Origin of the sequence: Loktanella fryxellensis (genome assembly GCF_900110065.1) — a bacterium.
Taxonomy (GTDB): domain Bacteria; phylum Pseudomonadota; class Alphaproteobacteria; order Rhodobacterales; family Rhodobacteraceae; genus Loktanella; species Loktanella fryxellensis.
Genome location: NZ_FOCI01000007.1, coordinates 43,294 through 61,989, shown reverse-complemented (window position 1 = coordinate 61,989; position 18,696 = coordinate 43,294). Strand labels below are relative to the sequence as shown.

Sequence of the window (18,696 nt, the reverse complement as noted above, 5' to 3'; positions counted from 1 at the left end):
ACATCACACCGGACCCCGATGACCCAGACCGTGACCATCAGCCTGTACCGCTTCAGTGGCTGGCGTGCCCGTGCCTGGGCGCTGTCGATGATGGCGCGTGCACGCGGGCCGTTGGCGCACACGCCCGACATCGGGTTCCACAAGCTTTGCGGTGCCGGGCGCGGTCACGGGTTCACGCCGACGATCAATCCCGCCGTCATCGCGATTCTGGCGGTCTGGCCCGATGCGACGACGGCGCGGGCGCGCACGACGGACGGAATCTTTGCCCGCTATGCCGGTAACGCCGACGAGGCGTGGACGGTCCTGCTGTCACCCACATCCGCCAAAGGGTTGTGGTCGGGACAGGCCCCCTTCACGGCGCAGGGCCCGGCCCCGACCGGCCCGCTCGCCGCACTGACCCGCGCCACGATCAAACCGCGCATCCTGCGCCGGTTCTGGGACCGTGTGCCGCGCATCTCCGACATGATCGGCAGCGATCCCGACGTCACGTTCAAGATCGGCATCGGCGAGGTGCCGATGCTGCATCAGGTGACATTCTCGGTCTGGCCGGATCAGGCGGCGATGGACGCCTTTGCGCGCACCGGCCCGCATGCCGACGCGATCCGCGCCGTCCGCCGCGAAGGCTGGTTCGCAGAGGAACTCTATGCCCGTTTCACGGTGGTCTCGGACCACGGCACATGGGGCGGACGCTCCCCTCTTTCGACACTGACCAAGGAGGCCGCATGACCGCGCCATTCCCGTTTTCCGCCATCGTCGCGCAGGAAGAAATGAAGCTGGCGATGATCCTGACCGCCATCGACCCGACCATCGGCGGCGTGCTGGTGTTCGGCGACCGCGGCACCGGCAAATCGACCGCCGTCCGGGCGCTGGCGGCCCTGCTGCCGCCGATCACCGTCGTGCAGGGCTGTCCCGTGAACTCGGCCCGCACAGCCGACGTGCCCGACTGGGCCACCGCCACCACCACGCTGACCGAGGTGCCGACCCCCGTGATCGACCTGCCGCTGGGCGCGTCGGAGGATCGCGTGACCGGCGCCCTCGACATCGAACGCGCATTGGCGCGTGGCGAAAAGGCGTTCCAGGCCGGCCTGTTGGCGCGGGCGAACCGCGGGTATCTATACATCGACGAGGTCAACCTGCTGGAGGATCACATCGTCGATCTGCTGCTGGACGTGGCGCAATCCGGCGTCAACGTGGTGGAACGCGACGGGCTGTCGGTGCGCCATGCCGCGCGATTCGTCCTCGTGGGCTCCGGCAACCCGGAGGAAGGCGAACTGCGTCCGCAACTGCTGGACCGCTTCGGCCTGTCGGTGGACGTGGCCAGCCCCCGCGACATCGACACGCGGATCGAGGTGATCCGTCGCCGCGACGATTACGAGAACGACACCACCGCCTTCATGCTGCGCTGGCAGGCCGAGGACGCAGCGATCCGCGACCGCATCCTGACCGCACGCACGGCGCTGAAGGATCTGACGACGTCGGAGGCCGACCTGCGCGACGTGGCGGCGCTGTGTCTGGCGCTCGGCTCTGACGGTCTGCGGGGCGAATTGACGCTGCTGAAGGCTGCCCGCGCCTATGCGGCGTGGCTCGACGACACCGCCCTAACCCGCAGCCACATCCGCGCGACGGCAACCATGGCCCTGCGCCACCGCCTGCGCCGCGACCCGTTGGACGAGGCGGGCAGCGGCGCGCGCGTCGGTCGCATTCTGGCCGAAACCCTTGGCTGACGTCGCAACGCCAGATCCGTGGGGCAACGCCCTGCTGGCGCTGCGCCTGCTGGCAATCGACCCCGGCCTGGGCGGGCTATGCATCCGCGCACGCTCCGGCCCGGTGCGCGACGCTCTGCCGCTGCCCGAAGCCGTGCGCCTGCATCCCGCGATGGGGGACGACGCGCTGTTCGGCGGCCTCGACCTGACGGCGACGCTTGCGGCGGGACGGGTCGTGCAGCGCGGCGGCCTGCTGGACCGCGACGGGCCGCTGCTGCTGAGCATGGCGGAACGCTGTGCGCGCGACATGGCGGCAAAACTGGCGCTGCATCTGGACGGCACGCGCCGTGCCCTGATCCTGCTGGACGAAGGGACCGAGGATCAGGCGCCACCCGCGACGCTGACCGAACGGCTCGCTTTCCACGTCGACCTGACCGACGTGGCGATGGCCGTGGCAGTCGTCCCGCCCCCTGCCCCGCTGCCGACGGTGGCAAACATCACCACCGCCCCCGGCCGCATCGCGCAGATCGTGGCGGCGACCGAAGCGTTCGGCATCGACAGCGCACGCGCGCCGACGTTCGCCCTGCGGGCCGCCCGCGCCCATGCGGCGCTGATGGGCCGCGCCGCCGTGACCGATGACGACATATCCGTGGCCTGCGCCCTGACGCTGGCGCACCGCGCCACGCGCATCCCGGCCCCGCCGGAGCCGGAGGTGGAAGAGCAGCCCGACGACGCACCGCCGCCCGATCAGGACGGCGCCGACGACAACACCACGCCAGAGAACGACAGCCTGCAGATCCCGGACGAGCTGCTGCTGGAGGCGGTCCGCGCCCTGATTCCCGACGACCTGCTGGCAAGGCTAGCGGCGCAGAAGGCCCGCAGCGGCAAGGGCGACGGCACCGGTGCGGCGCGGTTGGGCAACCGGCGCGGGCGGCCGCTGCCGTCGCGTGCCGGTCGGTTGCAGGACGGGGCCCGCATCGACATCGCCGCCACCCTGCGCACCGCCGCCCCGTGGCAGACGATCCGCCGGGCCGAGACCGGGCGCATTGGCCTGCACATCCGCACAGGCGACATCCAGATCAGGCGATTCGCCGAAACCTCCGACCGTGTGCTGATCTTCGCCGTGGATGCCTCCGGCTCTGCCGCCCTTGCACGGCTGGCCGAGGCGAAGGGCGCGGTCGAGATACTGCTCACGCAAGCCTATGCCCGGCGCGATCATGTGGCGCTGATCGCCTTTCGCGGGACCGACGCCGAAACGCTGCTGCCGCCCACCCGCAGCCTGGTGCAGACCAAGCGCCGTCTGGCCGCCCTGCCCGGTGGCGGCGGCACGCCACTGGCCGCCGGGCTGGATGCGGCGCTGGCGCTGGGCGTGCAGGCAAAGCGGCGCGGCATGACGCCGACCCTGTGCCTGCTGACCGACGGACGCGCCAACATCGCCCGCGACGGCCAGCCAGACCGCGCCCGCGCGGCGACGGATGCGCAGGCGGCCGCGCGCCTGATCCGCGCCAGCGGCATGGACGCGCTGGTGATCGACACCGGCAACAGGCCCAGCGATGCCCTGCGGCAACTCGCCTCGACCCTCGCCGCCCCTTATCTGCCGATGCCCCGCGCCGATGCGGCGCGACTGTCGCAGGCTGTCGGCGCGGCATTGGTGCCCTGATGAAATGGCCACCGCCCGCCGACTGGCCGATGCGTGACGCCTCGCGCCACATCATGTGCAAACCCCACCGCTGGCACGTGCAGGACGCAGGGGACGGCCCCCTGATCCTGCTGCTGCACGGCGCGGGCGGCGCCACGCACAGCTGGCGCGGGCTGTTTCCCCTGCTGACCCCGGACCACCGCGTGATTGCCGTCGATCAGCCGGGACAGGGGTTCACCCGCGCGGGCACCCGCGGTCGTCGCAGTCTGGCCGACACCGCCACCGACCTGATCGCGCTGTGCAGGCAGGAGGGCTGGGTGCCGGACCTGATCGTGGGCCATTCCGCCGGGGCGGCGCTGGCATTGCAGATGGCGCGCGCCGGCCTGTCCCCGCGCCACGGCGTCGTTGGCATCAACGCGGCACTGGCCCCGTTCGGCGGGGCGGCGGGGCTGCTGTTTCCACTGATGGCGCGGGCGATGGCGGCGGCCCCCCTGACCGCGCGGCTGTTCGCCGCGACGACCACGGCGCAACGCATCGACAGGCTTTTGTCTGGGACCGGGTCGGTGGTGCCACCCGAAGGGCGGCGCGATTACCTCGCGCTCGCGTCCGACACGGATCATGTGGACGGCACGCTGTCGATGATGGCGCAGTGGGCGCTGGACGATCTGGCAGACCACCTGTCGGAGGTCGCGGTGCCTGTCCTGCTGCTGACCGCCAGCAACGACCGCGCCGTGCCGCCCGCCACCAGCATCGCCGCCGCAAACCGGATGCCGCAGGGACATCACCGCGACATCGGACCGCTCGGGCACCTTGCGCACGAGATGGACCCGACGCTGCTCGCATCCTTGATCCGCGAGCGCCTTATTGCATAGAAAAGGCCGCTGCACCTGCGTGCAGCGGACCTTTATCTTGCGATCCGGTGTCGGATCAGTTCGTCGCGGCAGGCTCTGCTGCGGCGGCATCGCCACCGAAGGTCGCGAGGTAGGCATAGAGGTCGTAGGCCTGTGCTTCGTCACGGACCTGATAGGCCATCTTGCCACGGGCGCGGTTGTTGTCGAGCGTCTCGCGCAGGAAGCCGGTCGGATCCTGGACGTAGGCGACGAAGTTCGCCTCTTCCCAGACGGCACCCGTTTCGCCGTATTCGGTGATGCCGTCGCCATAGGCGTAGCCTTCGACGGAACCGGCGACGCGGCCAGCCACGCCATAGAGGTTCGGACCGACCTGTGCGTTGCGGCCGGCCAGCACTTCGTCAGTGGCCGGGTCCTGCACGACGTGGCAGGCGACGCACTGACGGCCGAACTGCTCTTCGCCGGCAGCGGCATCGCCCTGCAGCGCGGCGGTTTCGGTGGCCGCCGGTGCGGTTGCGTCTGCCGCCGGTGCCGCTGCATCCTGCGCATAGGCCGGCGCGGTCAGCGCCGCGAATGCGATTGCGAGTGTTGTGATCTTCATCGGGTCTCTCCCAAAAATTTCTATCGACCGTTTGCCCCAGTCGTCGCTCAACCTAACGCATGGCGTGCTAACGTCCAGTGTTCGCGTAAACCACAGGCAGCGTCATGCCACCGCATGCGCCAGTGCACATTGCCGCCACAGGCTGCGCAGGGCGACCACCAGATGATCGATGTCCGCATCCGTATGCAGCGGCGACGGCGTGAACCGCAGCCGTTCCGTCCCCTTGGGCACGGTGGGATAGTTGATGGGCTGCACGTAGATGTCCCATTCCTGCATCAGATAATCGGCCAGCATCCGGGTCTTGACCGGATCCTTGATCATGACGGGCACGATGTGGCTCTCGTTCGCCATGTGCGGGATGCCCGCCCGGTCCAGCGCATCGCGCAGCCGTGCGACCTGACGGCGCTGCTGCATCCGTTCGGTCTGCGACGTCTTGAGATGCGCGATCGAGGTGCGCGCCGCCGCCGCCACCGCAGGCGGCAGGGCCGTGGTAAAGATGAAGCCGCTGGCAAAGCTGCGGATGAAATCGCACAGCGCCGCGGACCCGGTGATGTAGCCACCGACGACGCCGTATGCCTTGCCCAGCGTGCCTTCGATCAGGTCGATGCGGTGGGCCACGCCCTCCTGCTCGCTGATGCCGCCCCCGCGCGCGCCGTAAAGGCCGACGGCGTGGACTTCGTCCAGGTAGGTCATGGCGCCGTATTTCTCGGCCACCTCGACGATGGCGCGGATCGGGGCCACGTCGCCGTCCATGGAATAGACCGATTCGAAGGCGACGATCTTGGGCACGTCGGCGGGCAATGCGGCCAGCTTCGCCTCCAGATCCTTCACGTCATTGTGGCGCCAGATCACCTTGGTCGCGCGCGACTGGCGGATGCCTTCGATCATGCTGGCGTGGTTGCCGGCATCCGACAGGATCACGCAATCCTTCAGCCGCGCGCCCAGCGTCGTCAGCGCGGCCCAGTTCGACACGTAGCCGCTGGTGAACAGCAGCGCCGCTTCCTTGCCATGCAGGTCGGCCAGCTCCGCCTCCAGCAGCAGGTGGTCGTGGTTGGTGCCGCTGATGTTGCGCGTGCCGCCCGCGCCCGTGCCGGTGCGCTGCACCGCCTCGCACATGGCGGCGATCACCGCCGGGTGCTGGCCCATGCCCAGATAGTCGTTGGAACACCACACGGTCACGTCGCGGACTTCGCCATCGACATGGTTGCCCGCATGGGGGAACTTGCCGGCCTTGCGCTCCAGCTCGGCGAAGTAGCGGTAGTTTCCGTCACGCTTCAGCTGGTCGATCTGATCGGTGAACAGGGCATCAAAATCCATGGGTCGTCTCGCTTTCTGCGTCGGTGTTGGGTCGCGGCAGCATCCACCGCCAGAGTTTCGCATCCGGCAATGGCACGACCATCAGCCAGTGTTCGAGAAGGGCCAGCCCCGCCAGCGCGGTCAGCAGGGCAAAGCCGGTGGCCGTCGCGGGCACGTCCGTGGTCCACAGCCGTTCCGCGCAGACGGCGAACAGCACGGTCAGCACCGTGATCGCCAGCGGGAACGCAGCCGTGACGGGGCCGCGCCGGAAATAGGTCGTCAGGTGCCGCAGACGTGCGGGCACGAATTCGGTGTTGATGCGCGGCACGCCGAAGAACAGGTTCAGCTTGGCGCAGATCCGCGCCAGAAACAGCACCATGTAGGTCGCCAGCGCGACCCGGTTGACGGCCCCGTCGGACGCCAGCACCAGCGTCAGCAGCCCCAGCACCAGCGCCAGTTCGTGCCACGCCACGGTGCCGAAGGCCCGCTCGAACCGTGCCCAACCGGTCAGACCCGGCGTGCAGTCGTCGCGCATGGGTCCGGTCACCATGCCGGTCAGGAACGCAAGCTCGATCCAGCCCCAGATCGCCAGCGCACCGACGAAGGCCGCATAGACGCCCGCCGTCGTGTGGGTGTCGAGGCTGGTCATGACCAGTGCTGCGCCACCGATCAGCAGCGGCAGCCCCGCCAACGTCGCCCACAGATGCGCGCGCGCCCCGACCCGGTCCGCCAGCCGCACGACCAGCAGGATCGCGCCGGTGGAGAACCACCAGATGAACACGGCCGACACGGCGGCGATCCAGGGCGCATCGCTCATGCGGCGTCCCGTCCGACGTGGCCGGGGGCAGTGCCCCCGGCAAGGTGTGCGTCACATCGCGCCATCAGTAAGCAGGCTCCAGCCGGGGGCTGTCGGGCACGGCGTTGCGCTGCACGGGAATGGTCAGCAACGCGACAAAGTTCGCGCCCGCCTTGATCCGTCCGCCCAGCGCCTTCAGCTTGCCGGCCACACCGCCCTGACGTTCGCCCGCAACGATCTGCACGTTCGCGGCCTGAATGCGGTTCAGGGTCGGCTGCCAGCGCGGATGGTCGATGTCCAGCGTCATCGGGAACACCTGACGGCTGATCTCTGACGTGACGCGGTAGACTTCCTGCCCGTACCACGCCGGATCGACGCCAAGGGCCGCGTGGAACGCGGGCCGCTGGTGGTCGCGCACCCACATGGTTGCGAACACGGCGGTCAGAAAGAACTTGATCCACAGCCGGTTCTGCAGGCTTTCGGTCAGCTTGGGGTCGGTCTTCATCAGCAGGGCGAACGCCTCGCCATGGGAAAACTCGTCGTTGCACCATTCGCGGAACCACTTGAAGATCGGATGGAACCGGTATTCCGGATGCGCCTCGAGGTGGCGATAGATCGTGATGTAGCGGGCGTAGCCGATCTTCTCGCTCAGGTAGGTGGCGTAGTAGATGAACTTGGGCCGGAAATAGGTGTATTTCTTGGACTGCGTCAGAAAGCCGAGGTTGACGGCGATCCCCGCCTCGCGCAGCGCGTCGTTGATGAAGCCGGCATGACGCGCCTCGTCGCGGGCCATCAACTGGAACAGCGTCGTGATGTCCTCGTTCGATCCGCGGCGCTTCATCTCCTTGTACAGCACGCAGCCGGAAAACTCCGCGGTGCAGGACGAGATCAGGAAGTCGATGAACTCCGCCTTCAGCTTGGGCTCCATCCCGTCCCAGTCGACGTGATCCCAGTCGGCGGTCTTCTTGAAGTGGCCCTTGTTGGGGTCGCTCTTCATCTGCGCGATTAGGCGGTCCCAGTCAGCACGCACGGGTGTCACGTCGATGGCGTCCATCTCGGCGAAGTCGGTGGTGTAGAACCGCGGCGTCAGCAGCGTGTTCTGCATCGCCACACGGGTCGCGTCCTCGTTCGTCAGGGGCGGTAGCGCCTCTTGCGCTGCGATGGCTTCTTCGGCGGTGGCGGCGTCGGACGAATGCATGTTCATGACAGCGCCTCCTGGCTGAAGGAAAACTCGCACAGTTCCATCACCTCGAAATCGCCCGTGGCGCGTGTCCAGAGCTGTTCCAGCGTGCTGGCGCGCAGGATGACGGCGGTCCGTTTCTCCTCGACCAGCGCGCCGAAGGGCGCCATGATCTCGGGTCCCTGAACCTGAACCTCGTCGCCGGGGTTGATGGTGGTCCCGTCGTCAAAGCGGACGTGGGCGGACAACTCCTCGAACCGGTGACTGATCGTCACGGTGCAGGGGGCGGTCTCGCGGACTTTGGTGAAGAATCCCATGTGCGTTCCCTTTCACATATCGCCCGGGCGGGTGGCTGACCCGTGGGCGTGGTATTGCCAATCTAGTCGAACAGCCGCGCGAATGCAGCAAGGTTGTCCACCCCGTAGCCGGTCAGCGATATATCCATTCCCGTGGACGCATCGACGATCGACAGGGTGCCGTTGTCGTGTTTCTGCAAGGTGACCGGGTCGGCGACGGGCAGCCCGGAGGACACGCGTTTGCGTTCCACCACACGGCCCACGACGCCGATGAACCCGGCCTTGTCCTGATCCGACACCGCGATGACGGTGCCGTCATAGGCCAGCACCTGATAGGCCCCGCTGCGGCTGCCGATCAGGGCGATCTCCATCGTCTCTACGACAGGTGAGGCCGGGATCACACCCGCATGGGGCGCGTCGGTCAGTTGCGACACGGTGGCCAGCGTCAGCGTGCCCAGCATCAGCGCGAACATCGCGACGACGAGGGCGCGGGGCACCATTTCCTCCGACCGCGAATTGTGGATGCGGGTCTGTGCGGTGGTCATGACGGTCACTCCGCTGCGACGGCGTGCGGCAGCGAAGCCACGCGTCGTTCGATGGTGGGTGCGCTCAACCGTGTTTCGGCGGCGTCGGCGAACAGACGCGCGACGGCCTGAGCGTCCGGGATGCACCGCAGCGCGGCCTGCGTCCGGTTGATGTGACCGGGCCGCACGTGGGGCCACGTCATCAGGTAGGACAGCCGCGTGTCAAGCGGGAGCAGGAACGCCAGCGTGCCCGTGCCACCCTTGCGCAGATCCAGTTGCGCCGCCTCGATCTGGGGATAGGGCAGGTTCAGCGTCATGGTCAGGGCCGCACCGATGCGCATGCCGACCCGTTTGTTCGTCAGCGTATAGACCGTGGCGCGCGACTGGATGTACGCGAGGCCATAGAGCACGGTCAGCACCACGGCGCCCGCGATCAGGAACGGTGTCGCCAGCACGGCGGACTGCGCCAGTGAGGCGTCCGCGCTGGATACGCCGAACCGCCACAGGGCCAGCACCGCGAAATATCCCGCGATCCAGCGCGCCTTGAACGCCTCGATCCACAGGCGGCGGGCGTTCGGGCTGCCCTGCCAGATGATGTGTTCGTCGCGGGGCAGGGCCTCTGGCAGGCCACGGACCGGTTCGAATTTGAAATCGTCGTGCATGTCGTCTTCCCCTCTTGGTGGTGGCAGGCCCCGGTGGCTGACCGGGGCCGCCTGCGTTTAAAGCTTGGTGTTGGTCCGCGCTTCGGAGGCGTAGAGCGTGCCACCGGCGACGTAGGCCATGATCTTCTCTTCCTCGAGCAAGGTGATCTGATCGCCCGCCTTGATCGTGGGGATGCCGGCCCAGTTATGCGCATAAAGGGCGCGGACGCGGACGCGGTTCGACATGATGCGCGCCATCGTCATCGGGATCAGGCGCGTCTGACCAGACCCTTCCGGGTTCAGATCCACGGTCAGGTAACGGATCAGCTGTTCCGGCACGTCGATCCAAAGGTCGATCACGCGACCCACGACTTCGCCGTCGCCGCCGACGACCGGCAGACCGCGGGGGTCACGACCCATCGAGATGTGGAATTCGGGCAGCTGCGACATCGGCTTCAGCTTCAGGTGACCATGGGCATCCAGTTCGGGAATGTCGCGGCGGGGCGCCCAGGATGCGGGACCGACGCCATCCACCATCGGATCGCCGGTCGGGATCCACGGGCTGCCGCTGGCGGCAGATGACGGGGCCAGCGCCAGATCGGTGCGCATGTGCGCCGCCTCGAACGCGAGGCTCGGCACGGTGACTTCGCCACGGCCGTCGCGCAGCAGGAAGGTCTTGGGCGTGGGCAGCGACCAGAGACTCTCGTTCGCCGGGATGCCGTCCTTGTCGTCGCGCAGGGGATAGCCTTCGCGCATGTTTTCGCGCTGAAGGTAGATCACCAGCCCCGCGAAGAAGATCCAGAACATGTAGAGTGCGACCTGTGCCAGGTCGACGTTGCCGAAGAATGTGACGCCAAGCATCGGGATGGTCCTTTCAGGTGGGGAAGTCGGACAGCTGCAGACTGCCGCGACCTTCCGATGTCATCGCCCGGACCCGCACCAGCGGGCCAAGGACGATGAGGGTGATGAACAACAAGGCGACTTCGGTGTGATAGACGACCGAATAGCCGGTGGCAGGCGTTGTCAGGGCCTGAGAGAGCATACCGTTCCCGGCGGCATGATTGACGAGGTCGCGGATCGCGCCCCCGAAGAATATCGAAAGACCGGCACCCGTCGCCTGTGCGGCGCCCCAGGCGCCCAGCGCCAGACCGCGCCCGGCGGCCCCGGTGGCGGGCATGGTCATGGCGGCGGTCAGGGTGGCGATGCCGAACAACCCGCCGCCGAACCCGATCAGCACGGCACCCGCATAGAACAGCGCATGCGACGCCATCGGTGCGGCAAAGATCACGCAGGTGAACGCCACGAGGCCAGCAAGCACGCCCCGCGCGGCCATCCGCATCGGATCCAGGCCCCCGTCCAGCCAGCGCGCGGCCAGCGCAAAGCCCGCAAGCGCGCCCAGCGCCCAACCGGCGGTCAGCAGCGTGGTGGCCGATACCGACAGGCCCAGGATTTCGCCGCCGTAGGGTTCCAGCAGCACGTCCTGCATGTTGAACGCCAGCGTGCCCACGAACACTACGGCCAGCAGACGGCCCGCATCACCACCGCGCGTCAGATCGCCCCACGCATCGCGAAAGGTCGGCCCGGGGGCGCTGCGTTCGGCGCGGGTCATGGGGGCCACGCGCTCCTGCTTCCACAACGCAGTGACGTTCAGCAGCAACGTGACGACGGCGGTGCCCTGCACCACCTGCACCAGCCGCAGGGCGGAGTAATCCTTCAGCAATGCGCCGATGATGACGGACGAGATCGCCATGCCCACCAGCAGCATGAGATACAGCAGGGCCACGACCTTGGGCCGCGTCTCTTCGGTCGCACGGTCGGCGGCCAGCGCCAGACCGGCGGTCTGCGTCATGTGCATGCCGAGACCGGTCATCAGGAACGCCAGACCGGCCCCGACATAGCCCGCCCAGTCCACGTCCAGCGCCCGGTCGCCCGCCAGCACCAGCAGCGCCATCGGCATGATCGCCAGCCCGCCGAACTGCCACAGGGTACCGAACCACAGATAGGGGATGCGCTTCCACCCGATGGCAGAGCGGTAGGTGTCGGACTTGAACCCCAGCAACGCGCGGAACGGGGCCAGCAGCACGGGAATGGCGATCATCAGGGCGACCAGCATCGCCGGTATGCCCAATTCGACGATCATCACCCGGTTGAGCGTGCCGAGCAGCATCACGCTGGCCATCCCGACCGAGATCTGGAACAGACTCAGCCGCAGCAGTTGCCGCAGCGGCAGGTCGGGACTGGCCGCATCGGCAAACGGCAGTGCCTTGAGCGACAGGTTCTTCAGGGCGCTGGCCTTGACGATCATTTTGCGGAACCCTCGAAGACATAGGCGGTCGAGATGTAGAAGCCCGATGTCACACGCTCGATCTCGCGCAGAGCACCCGGCACCCTGGCCGCACGCAGGGCGCTGGCAATGTCCGCGGCGGCGTGCGGCACCATCTGCGGGCTGCGGTCGGCGCGGGGGAACAGCTTGCCCACGCGGAACATCGCCATCAGCAGCGGCGTGCGCGGTGCGAGGGTGAAGGCAAAGCGTCCGGTGATCCGCGGCCCGGCCCGGCTCAGCACCTGCGCGATGTCGGCGGCGGTGTAATAGATCATCGAATCCATCGCGATGGCGTGGTCGAACGTGCCGTCCACATCGTCCAGCATGTCGCCCGCGACCCAGGTGATCCGGTCCGCCAGATGCGCGGGCATCCGGCGCGCCGCGATGTCGATCAGCGCGGGCGAGATATCGACGCCCACCACGGTCGCACCGCGTTCTGCCAGCGCCACGGACGCGGCACCCGTGCCACAACCCGCATCCAGCACGCGGCATCCGGTCAGGTCGGCGGGCAGTTGCGCCAGTAGCAGGTCGCGCATCCGGTCGCGGCCCGCACGCACGGTGGCGCGGATGCCGCTGACCGGTGCGTCCGACGTCAGCCGCGCCCAGACCTGTGTGGCGGAGCGGTCGAAGTAATCCTCGACCTGGTCGCGTGTGGCGGCATAGTCGGCCATCAATCGAACCCCAGCAGCTCAAAAATCTCCCGGTCGGGCAGGCAGGCGGGCGCCATCGGCAGCGTGCCGTTCCACAGCGTCTCGGCCAGACGCATGTATTCCTTGCGCACCATGACCACGTCCTGATCGTCGGGCATCTCGAACAGCGTCTTCTTCTTCAGACGGCTCCTGCGGATGGCATCCAGATCGGGCATGTGCGCCAGCCGGTTGAAGCCCACGGTGCGGCAATAGCGGTCCACCTCGTCGGTGTCCTTGCTGCGGTTGGCGACGCAACCGGCCAGCCGCACCTTGTAGTTGCTGGACTTGGCTTGCACCGCCGCGATGATCCGGTTCATCGCATAGATGCTGTCGAAATCGTTGGCCGTGACGATCAGCGCACGGTCGGCGTGCTGCAGCGGGGCCGCAAAGCCACCGCATACCACATCGCCCAGCACGTCGAAGATCACCACGTCGGTGTCCTCCAGCAGGTGGTGCTGCTTCAGCAGCTTCACCGTCTGGCCCACCACATAACCGCCGCAACCGGTGCCGGCAGGCGGCCCGCCCGCCTCGACGCACTTCACGCCGTTGTAGCCGGTGAACACGAAATCCTCCGGACGCAGTTCCTCGGCATGGAAATCGACGTCCTTGAGGATGTCGATCACCGTCGGCACCAGCGTGCCTGTCAGCGTGAACGTGCTGTCGTGCTTGGGGTCGCAGCCGATCTGCAGAACCCGCTTGCCAAGGTGCGAAAAGGCCGCCGACAGGTTCGAGCTGGTCGTCGATTTGCCGATCCCGCCCTTACCATAGACCGCAAAGACCTTGGCCCCCTCGATCTTCATGTCGTCGTCCTGATGCACCTGGACGGAGCCTTCGCCGTCCATGCCGCGCAGGTTCGGGATTTCATCTCTGGGGCTCATGAGGGCCTCCTTTCCATCGGGGCACGGGGCCCCTGCTTCTTCTGGTCGAAAATATCCCGGGGGGAATCCGCAGGATGGGGGGCTGGCCCCCCTGCCCCCTTCCGGCGTGGCACATGGTCAGCGATCAGGCTCATTCCGCCGCGATCCCTTCCATCCGGTCCTCGATCGCGTCAGCCGCATCCTGCAGCGCCGCCAGCGTGGCTGCGTCCGGTGTCCAATAGGCGCGGTCGGACGCTTCCAGCAGACGATTCGCCATCCGCATCGACGCCTGCGGGTTCAGCGCCGCCAGCCGTTCGCGCATCTCGGTATCCAGCACGAAGGTCTCGCTGAGCCGCTGATAGACCCACGGCTCCACCGCGCCGGTCGTGGCCGACCAGCCCATGGTGTTGGTGATTTGCGCCTCGATCTGGCGCACGCCCTCGTGCCCATGCTTCAGCAGCCCCTCGTAGAACTTCGGGTTCAGGCTGCGCGACCGGGTTTCCAGAGCGACCTGATCCTTCAGCGTGCGCACCTTGTTGCCGCCGCGCGTCTGGTCGCCGATGTAAACCGGCGTATCGACGCCGCCCTTGGCCCGCTTCACCGCCCGCGCGATGCCGCCCAGCGTGTCGAAATAGTGATCGACCGTCGTGACGCCCAGTTCCACCGACTCAAGGTTCTGGTAGGCCAGATCCACATGCGCCAGCGTGCTTTGCAACAGGTCGGCGTGCTTCGTGGCCTTGCCGTTCACCCCATAGGCGAAACTCTTGCGGTTCTCGTACGCATCCGCCAGCTCGTCCTCGTCGCCGAAGGCGGAGCTGTCGATCAGCTGGTTCACGTTCGACCCGTAGGCACCCTCGGCGTTCGAAAACACCCGCAGCGCGGCTTCTTCGATGCTGCAGCCGGTCTTGGCCATGTGCGCAAGGACGTGGACCCGGATGAAGTTCAGATGCGCGGGCTCGTCCGCCTGCGCGCACTTCAGCGCCGCCTCGGCCAGCAGTTTGGTCTGCAACGGCAGCAGGTCGCGGAAGATCCCCGACAGCGTCATCACCACATCGATGCGCGGCCGGCCCAGTTCGGCCAGCGGCACCAGATCGGCACCGGACAAACGGCCATAGCTGTCGAAGCGGGGCTTGGCCCCCATCAGCGCCAGCGCCTGCGCCAGCGGTCCGCCGTCGGACTTGATGTTGTCGGACCCCCAGAGCACCAGCGCCACGGTGCGCGGCATCGTCGGATGGGTCCGCAGCAGCACCTCGGCCTGCTTTGCGCCATCGGCCATCGCGAAAGCCGTCGGCATCCGGAACGGATCGAAGGCATGGATATTGCGCCCGGTCGGCAGGATCGCCGGATTGCGCATCAGATCGCCGCCCGGGACCGGCGCGATGTACCGCCCGGACAACGCACGCATCAGCGCCGGCAGTTCGTGGTCTTCCATCAGGTGTTGCGCCGCTTCGCGGGCCGCATCGGTGTTCCCCATCAGCGCGATCATGTCGGCGCGGGCGGCGTCGGTCATGACGCGGCCGACGATGTGCAGCCCGTCGGGGATCAGCGATCCTTCGGTTTCCAGCACGGTCAGCCACAGGCGGTTCAGGTCGGCGGCGTTCAGGTCGAGGCCTTCCGCCTGTTCGACGATCATCGCTTCCAGATCGCGGCGCTGCGGGTCATTCGACCCCATGCCGCGCCAGCGCGTCAGGCTGTCCTTCAGATCCAGCAGACCCTTGTAAAGGCCCGCCTGCGCCAGTGGCGGCGTCAGATGCGTGATCGTCACCGCGTTGCTGCGGCGCTTGGCCAGCGTCGCCTCGGACGGGTTGTTGGCGGCATAGAGGTAGACGTTCGGCATCTCGCCGATCAGCCGGTCCGGCCAGTCACGCGCGCCAAGGCCCGCCTGCTTGCCCGGCATGAATTCCAGTGCGCCGTGCATCCCGAAGTGCAGGACGACGTCGGCGCGGTAGGTGTTGCGCAGCCACATGTAGAACTGGGTAAAGGCATGGGTCGGCGCGAAGCCGCGCTCGAACAGCAGGCGCATCGGGTCGCCCTCGTAGCCGAAGGTCGGCTGGACCCCCACGAAGACCTTGCCGAAGTGGCAGCCGAGGATGAACACCCCGCGTCCGTCGGACTGGATCTTGCCGGGGGCCGGGCCCCAGACGGCTTCGATGACCTTCAGCGGCGGCGTATTTGCGACGATGTGGTCGGCGGTGACGTGATCGGCAACGTTGGCCTCCTGGCCGAACTGTGCCGCATTGCCCTTCAGGACCATCGCCCGCAGGGTGTCCAGATCGGCGGGCACGTCGACGCCGTAACCCTCTGCCTTCATCCGGGTCAGCGTGTTGAACAGGCTCTCGAAGACGCTGAGGTAGGCTGCGGTGCCCACGGCGCCCGCGTTGGGCGGAAAGCCGAACAGGACGATGGCGACATTCTTGTCCGCGTTGCGCTTGCGCCGCAGTGTCGCCAGCCGCAGGGTCTTTTCCGCCAGCGACGTGATCCGCTCCGGGCAGGGCGCCATCGACTTGTCGCCGGGCTTGCCGCTGCAGGCGTTATGGCAGCCCGTGCAGGCCTCGGTTCCGTGACGGCCCGCAAAGACCGTGGGCGATGTCGCCCCGTCGATTTCCGGCAGCGCCACCAGCATCGTGGTTTCCACCGGGCCGAGACCTTGGGCACTGGCCCCCCACTGCGCCAGCGTCTGGAATTCCAGCGGCTGGGCGGCGATATAGGGGACGTCCAGCGCGGACAGCAGGGCAATCGCGGCAGGGCTGTCGTTATAGGCGGGGCCGCCGACGAGGCTGAAGCCCGTCAGGGATACCATTGCATCGACCTTGCCCTGGAAATAGCGTTGGATCGCAGGTGTCGCATCAAGGCCACCGGCAAAGGCAGGTATGACGGCCATGCCCTTCGCCTCGAACGCGCGCACAACGGCATCGTAGTGGGCGGTGTCCGATGACAGGATGTAGGACCGCAGCATCAGGATGCCGATGGTGGCCACGGGCGCGGCGGGACGCGGCAGATCGGTTGCGTCCTCGCTGATGTGGGTGCCGGGCAGGTCCGGGTGATAGACGCCGCAGTCGGGGTAATCGATCGGCGGCAGGGCCTTCACGGACTCCCACCCACGGTCCCGGCTGTAACGACCGACCAGCATGCGGATCATCTGCTCGATGTTCTCGTCCGACCCGCCCAGCCAGTACTGCATCGACAGGAACCAGTTGCGCAGGTCCTGTGCCTTGCCGGGGATCAGCCGCAGGATCTTGGGCAGGCGGCGCAGGGTCTTCATCTGGGACTGGCCAGAGGTGCTGGCCTTGGCTTGAGGCTTGAGCTTCTTCATCAGCACCATCATGCCGGTGGCGGGGCGCTGCATGTCCAGATCGCCCATCTTGGTCAGCTTGACGATCTCGCTGTCGGCGATGACGTTGATCATCGCGGCACAGCCGTCGCGTCGCGCGATCAGCGACGGCAGGATCGCGGCGGTATGCTCCTCGAGGAACAGCAGGTTGGTGACGATGATGTCGCCTTGCGCCACGGCGGCCTGCGCATCGGCCAGCGCCGCAGGGTTCTCGCTCCATTCGGCAGCGGCGTGGATGCTGATTTCAAGCCCCGGAAAGTCAGCCACCAGCCGGTCGCGCACCCGCGCGGCAGGCCCCGCCGTGTGGCTGTCCAGCGTCACGATGACGAAACGAAACGGTTGCGTGCCACTATCGCGCATAATGTGCCTTTGCCTCGTACAGCGTCTCGATGCTGATGTGCTGGATGCCTTTTTGTGCCGCAAAGGCTTCGGTATTGCGCCGCGCCTTGCCGCGGACGAAGAACGGGATCTTCTTCAGTTCCCGCTCCGCATCCGACAGCCAGACGACGTTGTCGGTATCGGCCGTGATCGTGGCGACCTCGACCAGCGCAGGCTCCACAATCGCTTTTTCTGCAGTACTCCCGCCGGAGGCTCCGACGGCCGCCGTGGGCGCTGCCCCACCGTGATGGCTCGGCCCGGCCGCGTCGTTGAACTCGAAATCGTCGCGGAACATGGTCAGCAGATGCTCTTCCAGCCCCATGACCAGCGGATGGATCAGCGTGTCGAAGATGACGTTGGCACCCTCGAACCCCATGACCGGGGAATAGCGGGCGGAATAGTCCTGCACGTGGACGGGGGCCGAGATCACGGCGCAGGGGATGCCCAGCCGCTTGCCGATGTGCCGCTCCATCTGGGTGCCCATGATCATCTCGGGCGAGGCGGCGGCAATGGCCGCCTCCACGTCGAGGTAATCATCGGTGATCAGCGCCTCGAGGCCGAGCGACTTGGCCATCGCGCGGACGGGCCGCGCCTGTTCGCGGTTGTAGCACCCGATGCCCACCACCTCGAACCCCATCTCGTCGCGGGCCATGCGGGCCATCGCGCAGACGTGGCTGCCATCACCGAACAGGAACACGCGCTTGCCGGTCAGGTAAGTGCTGTCGACCGAAGAGGTCCACCACGGCAGACGCAGGCGGGACTCATCCGCCGCACAGGCGAGGCCGGTGATCGCCGCGATCTCCGCGATGAAGTCGCGGGTCGCGCCGACGCCGATCGGGACGACCTTGGTGAACGGCTGACCGTGCGTCTTTTCCAGCCAGCGGGCGGCGGCCTCTCCGGTTTCTGGGTACAGCAGCACGTTGAAATGGGCGGCGGGCAGGCGGGCGATGTCGGCGGGTGTGGCATTCAGCGGCGCCGTCACGTTCACGTCGATGCCAAGGTCGGACAGCAGGCCGGTGATCTCTTCGACATCGTCGCGGTTGCGGAACCCGAGGGCGGTGGGCCCGAGGATGTTGCAGGTGATCCGCGCGGTGCGGTCCTGCGGCTGGGCCAGCGCACGGACGATCTGATAGAACGTCTCGTCCGCGCCGAAGTTTTCCTTGCGGGAATAGCTGGGCAGTTCCAGCGGGATCACGGGAATCGTCAGACCCATCGTCTCGGACAGGCCGGCGGGATCGTCCTGGATCAATTCCGCCGTGCAGGACGCGCCGACGATGATCGCCTGCGGCTTGAACCGGTCCACCGCGTCCTGACAGGCGGTCTTGAACAGCGTCGCCGTATCGGACCCCAGATCGCGGGCCTGGAAGGTGGTATAGGTGACGGGCGGGCGGTGGTTGCGCCGCTCGATCATGGTGAACAGCAGGTCCGCATAGGTATCGCCCTGCGGCGCGTGCAGGACGTAATGCAGCCCTTGCATCGCTGTGGCGACGCGCATGGCACCGACATGCGGCGGGCCTTCGTATGTCCAGACGGTCAGTTTCATGTGTGTGCCTTGGGGCGCTGCCCCAAACCCCGGAGTATTTTGGAAAAAGCG

The 18,696-nt window shown here is 67.3% G+C and carries 17 protein-coding genes; 4 read left to right on the top strand and 13 right to left on the bottom strand.

All coding sequences use genetic code 11. The features are described 5' to 3' along the window. Positions 1–18 precede the first annotated feature (18 nt). The 4 genes from crtA to bchO are packed head-to-tail and all read left to right on the top strand — an operon-like array spanning position 19 to position 4,214. Entirely contained in the window at positions 19–726 is a 708-nt protein-coding gene (gene crtA, locus BMX16_RS07150; protein ID WP_089900913.1) for a spheroidene monooxygenase, read from the top strand. Then, the gene (gene bchI / locus BMX16_RS07145; RefSeq protein ID WP_089900910.1) at positions 723–1,724 is read left to right on the top strand and encodes a magnesium chelatase ATPase subunit I; all 1,002 of its coding nucleotides are present in this window, start codon (positions 723–725) and stop codon (positions 1,722–1,724) included. The genes crtA and bchI overlap by 4 nt, the downstream gene beginning before the upstream one ends. Then, a complete protein-coding gene (locus BMX16_RS07140; protein ID WP_089900907.1) occupies positions 1,717–3,363 on the top strand; it encodes a magnesium chelatase subunit D in 1,647 nt (548 codons plus the stop codon). The genes bchI and BMX16_RS07140 overlap by 8 nt, the downstream gene beginning before the upstream one ends. Next, the gene (gene bchO / locus BMX16_RS07135; RefSeq protein ID WP_089900904.1) at positions 3,363–4,214 is read left to right on the top strand and encodes an alpha/beta fold hydrolase BchO; all 852 of its coding nucleotides are present in this window, start codon (positions 3,363–3,365) and stop codon (positions 4,212–4,214) included. The genes BMX16_RS07140 and bchO overlap by 1 nt, the downstream gene beginning before the upstream one ends. A 55-nt stretch (positions 4,215–4,269) precedes the next feature. Here bchO and BMX16_RS07130 read toward each other — a convergent pair whose 3' ends face one another. The 13 genes from BMX16_RS07130 to bchB form a co-directional block, all read right to left on the bottom strand. After that, the gene (locus tag BMX16_RS07130) at positions 4,270–4,791 is read right to left on the bottom strand and encodes a c-type cytochrome (RefSeq protein WP_089900901.1); all 522 of its coding nucleotides are present in this window, start codon (positions 4,789–4,791) and stop codon (positions 4,270–4,272) included. Positions 4,792–4,893: 102 nt separating this feature from the next. Next, on the bottom strand, positions 4,894–6,108 hold the full coding sequence (hemA, locus tag BMX16_RS07125) for a 5-aminolevulinate synthase (protein WP_089900898.1): 1,215 nt from the start codon (positions 6,106–6,108) through the stop codon (positions 4,894–4,896). Continuing rightward, positions 6,098–6,904 (bottom strand): putative photosynthetic complex assembly protein PuhE, encoded by an 807-nt coding sequence (puhE, locus tag BMX16_RS07120; protein ID WP_089900895.1) that lies wholly within the window; start codon positions 6,902–6,904, stop codon positions 6,098–6,100. The genes hemA and puhE overlap by 11 nt, the downstream gene beginning before the upstream one ends. A gap of 64 nt (positions 6,905–6,968) precedes the next feature. After that, positions 6,969–8,087, bottom strand: coding sequence for a magnesium-protoporphyrin IX monomethyl ester (oxidative) cyclase (gene acsF / locus BMX16_RS07115; protein ID WP_089900892.1), 1,119 nt, complete (start codon positions 8,085–8,087; stop codon positions 6,969–6,971). Then, the gene (locus tag BMX16_RS07110; RefSeq protein WP_089900890.1) at positions 8,084–8,380 is read right to left on the bottom strand and encodes a hypothetical protein; all 297 of its coding nucleotides are present in this window, start codon (positions 8,378–8,380) and stop codon (positions 8,084–8,086) included. Before BMX16_RS07110 ends, acsF begins: the two co-directional genes overlap by 4 nt. 62 nt (positions 8,381–8,442) lie before the next feature. After that, positions 8,443–8,904, bottom strand: coding sequence for a photosynthetic complex assembly protein PuhC (gene puhC, locus BMX16_RS07105; RefSeq protein ID WP_089900887.1), 462 nt, complete (start codon positions 8,902–8,904; stop codon positions 8,443–8,445). A gap of 5 nt (positions 8,905–8,909) precedes the next feature. Next, on the bottom strand, positions 8,910–9,545 hold the full coding sequence (gene puhB / locus BMX16_RS07100; protein ID WP_089900884.1) for a photosynthetic complex putative assembly protein PuhB: 636 nt from the start codon (positions 9,543–9,545) through the stop codon (positions 8,910–8,912). Between the two features lie 57 nt (positions 9,546–9,602). Further along, positions 9,603–10,385, bottom strand: coding sequence for a photosynthetic reaction center subunit H (gene puhA, locus BMX16_RS07095; RefSeq protein WP_089900881.1), 783 nt, complete (start codon positions 10,383–10,385; stop codon positions 9,603–9,605). 13 nt (positions 10,386–10,398) lie between these two features. Continuing rightward, positions 10,399–11,829, bottom strand: a complete 1,431-nt coding sequence (locus BMX16_RS07090) for a PucC family protein (RefSeq protein WP_089900878.1) — start codon at positions 11,827–11,829, stop codon at positions 10,399–10,401. Then, the gene (bchM, locus tag BMX16_RS07085; protein ID WP_089900875.1) at positions 11,826–12,518 is read right to left on the bottom strand and encodes a magnesium protoporphyrin IX methyltransferase; all 693 of its coding nucleotides are present in this window, start codon (positions 12,516–12,518) and stop codon (positions 11,826–11,828) included. Before bchM ends, BMX16_RS07090 begins: the two co-directional genes overlap by 4 nt. After that, positions 12,518–13,414, bottom strand: a complete 897-nt coding sequence (bchL, locus tag BMX16_RS07080; protein WP_089900870.1) for a ferredoxin:protochlorophyllide reductase (ATP-dependent) iron-sulfur ATP-binding protein — start codon at positions 13,412–13,414, stop codon at positions 12,518–12,520. The genes bchM and bchL overlap by 1 nt, the downstream gene beginning before the upstream one ends. Before the next feature lie 130 nt (positions 13,415–13,544). Beyond that, positions 13,545–17,084, bottom strand: coding sequence for a magnesium chelatase subunit H (locus tag BMX16_RS07075; protein WP_089900865.1), 3,540 nt, complete (start codon positions 17,082–17,084; stop codon positions 13,545–13,547). Next, a complete protein-coding gene (gene bchB / locus BMX16_RS07070; protein WP_089900862.1) occupies positions 17,074–18,645 on the bottom strand; it encodes a ferredoxin:protochlorophyllide reductase (ATP-dependent) subunit B in 1,572 nt (523 codons plus the stop codon). Before bchB ends, BMX16_RS07075 begins: the two co-directional genes overlap by 11 nt. Positions 18,646–18,696: the final 51 nt, after the last annotated feature.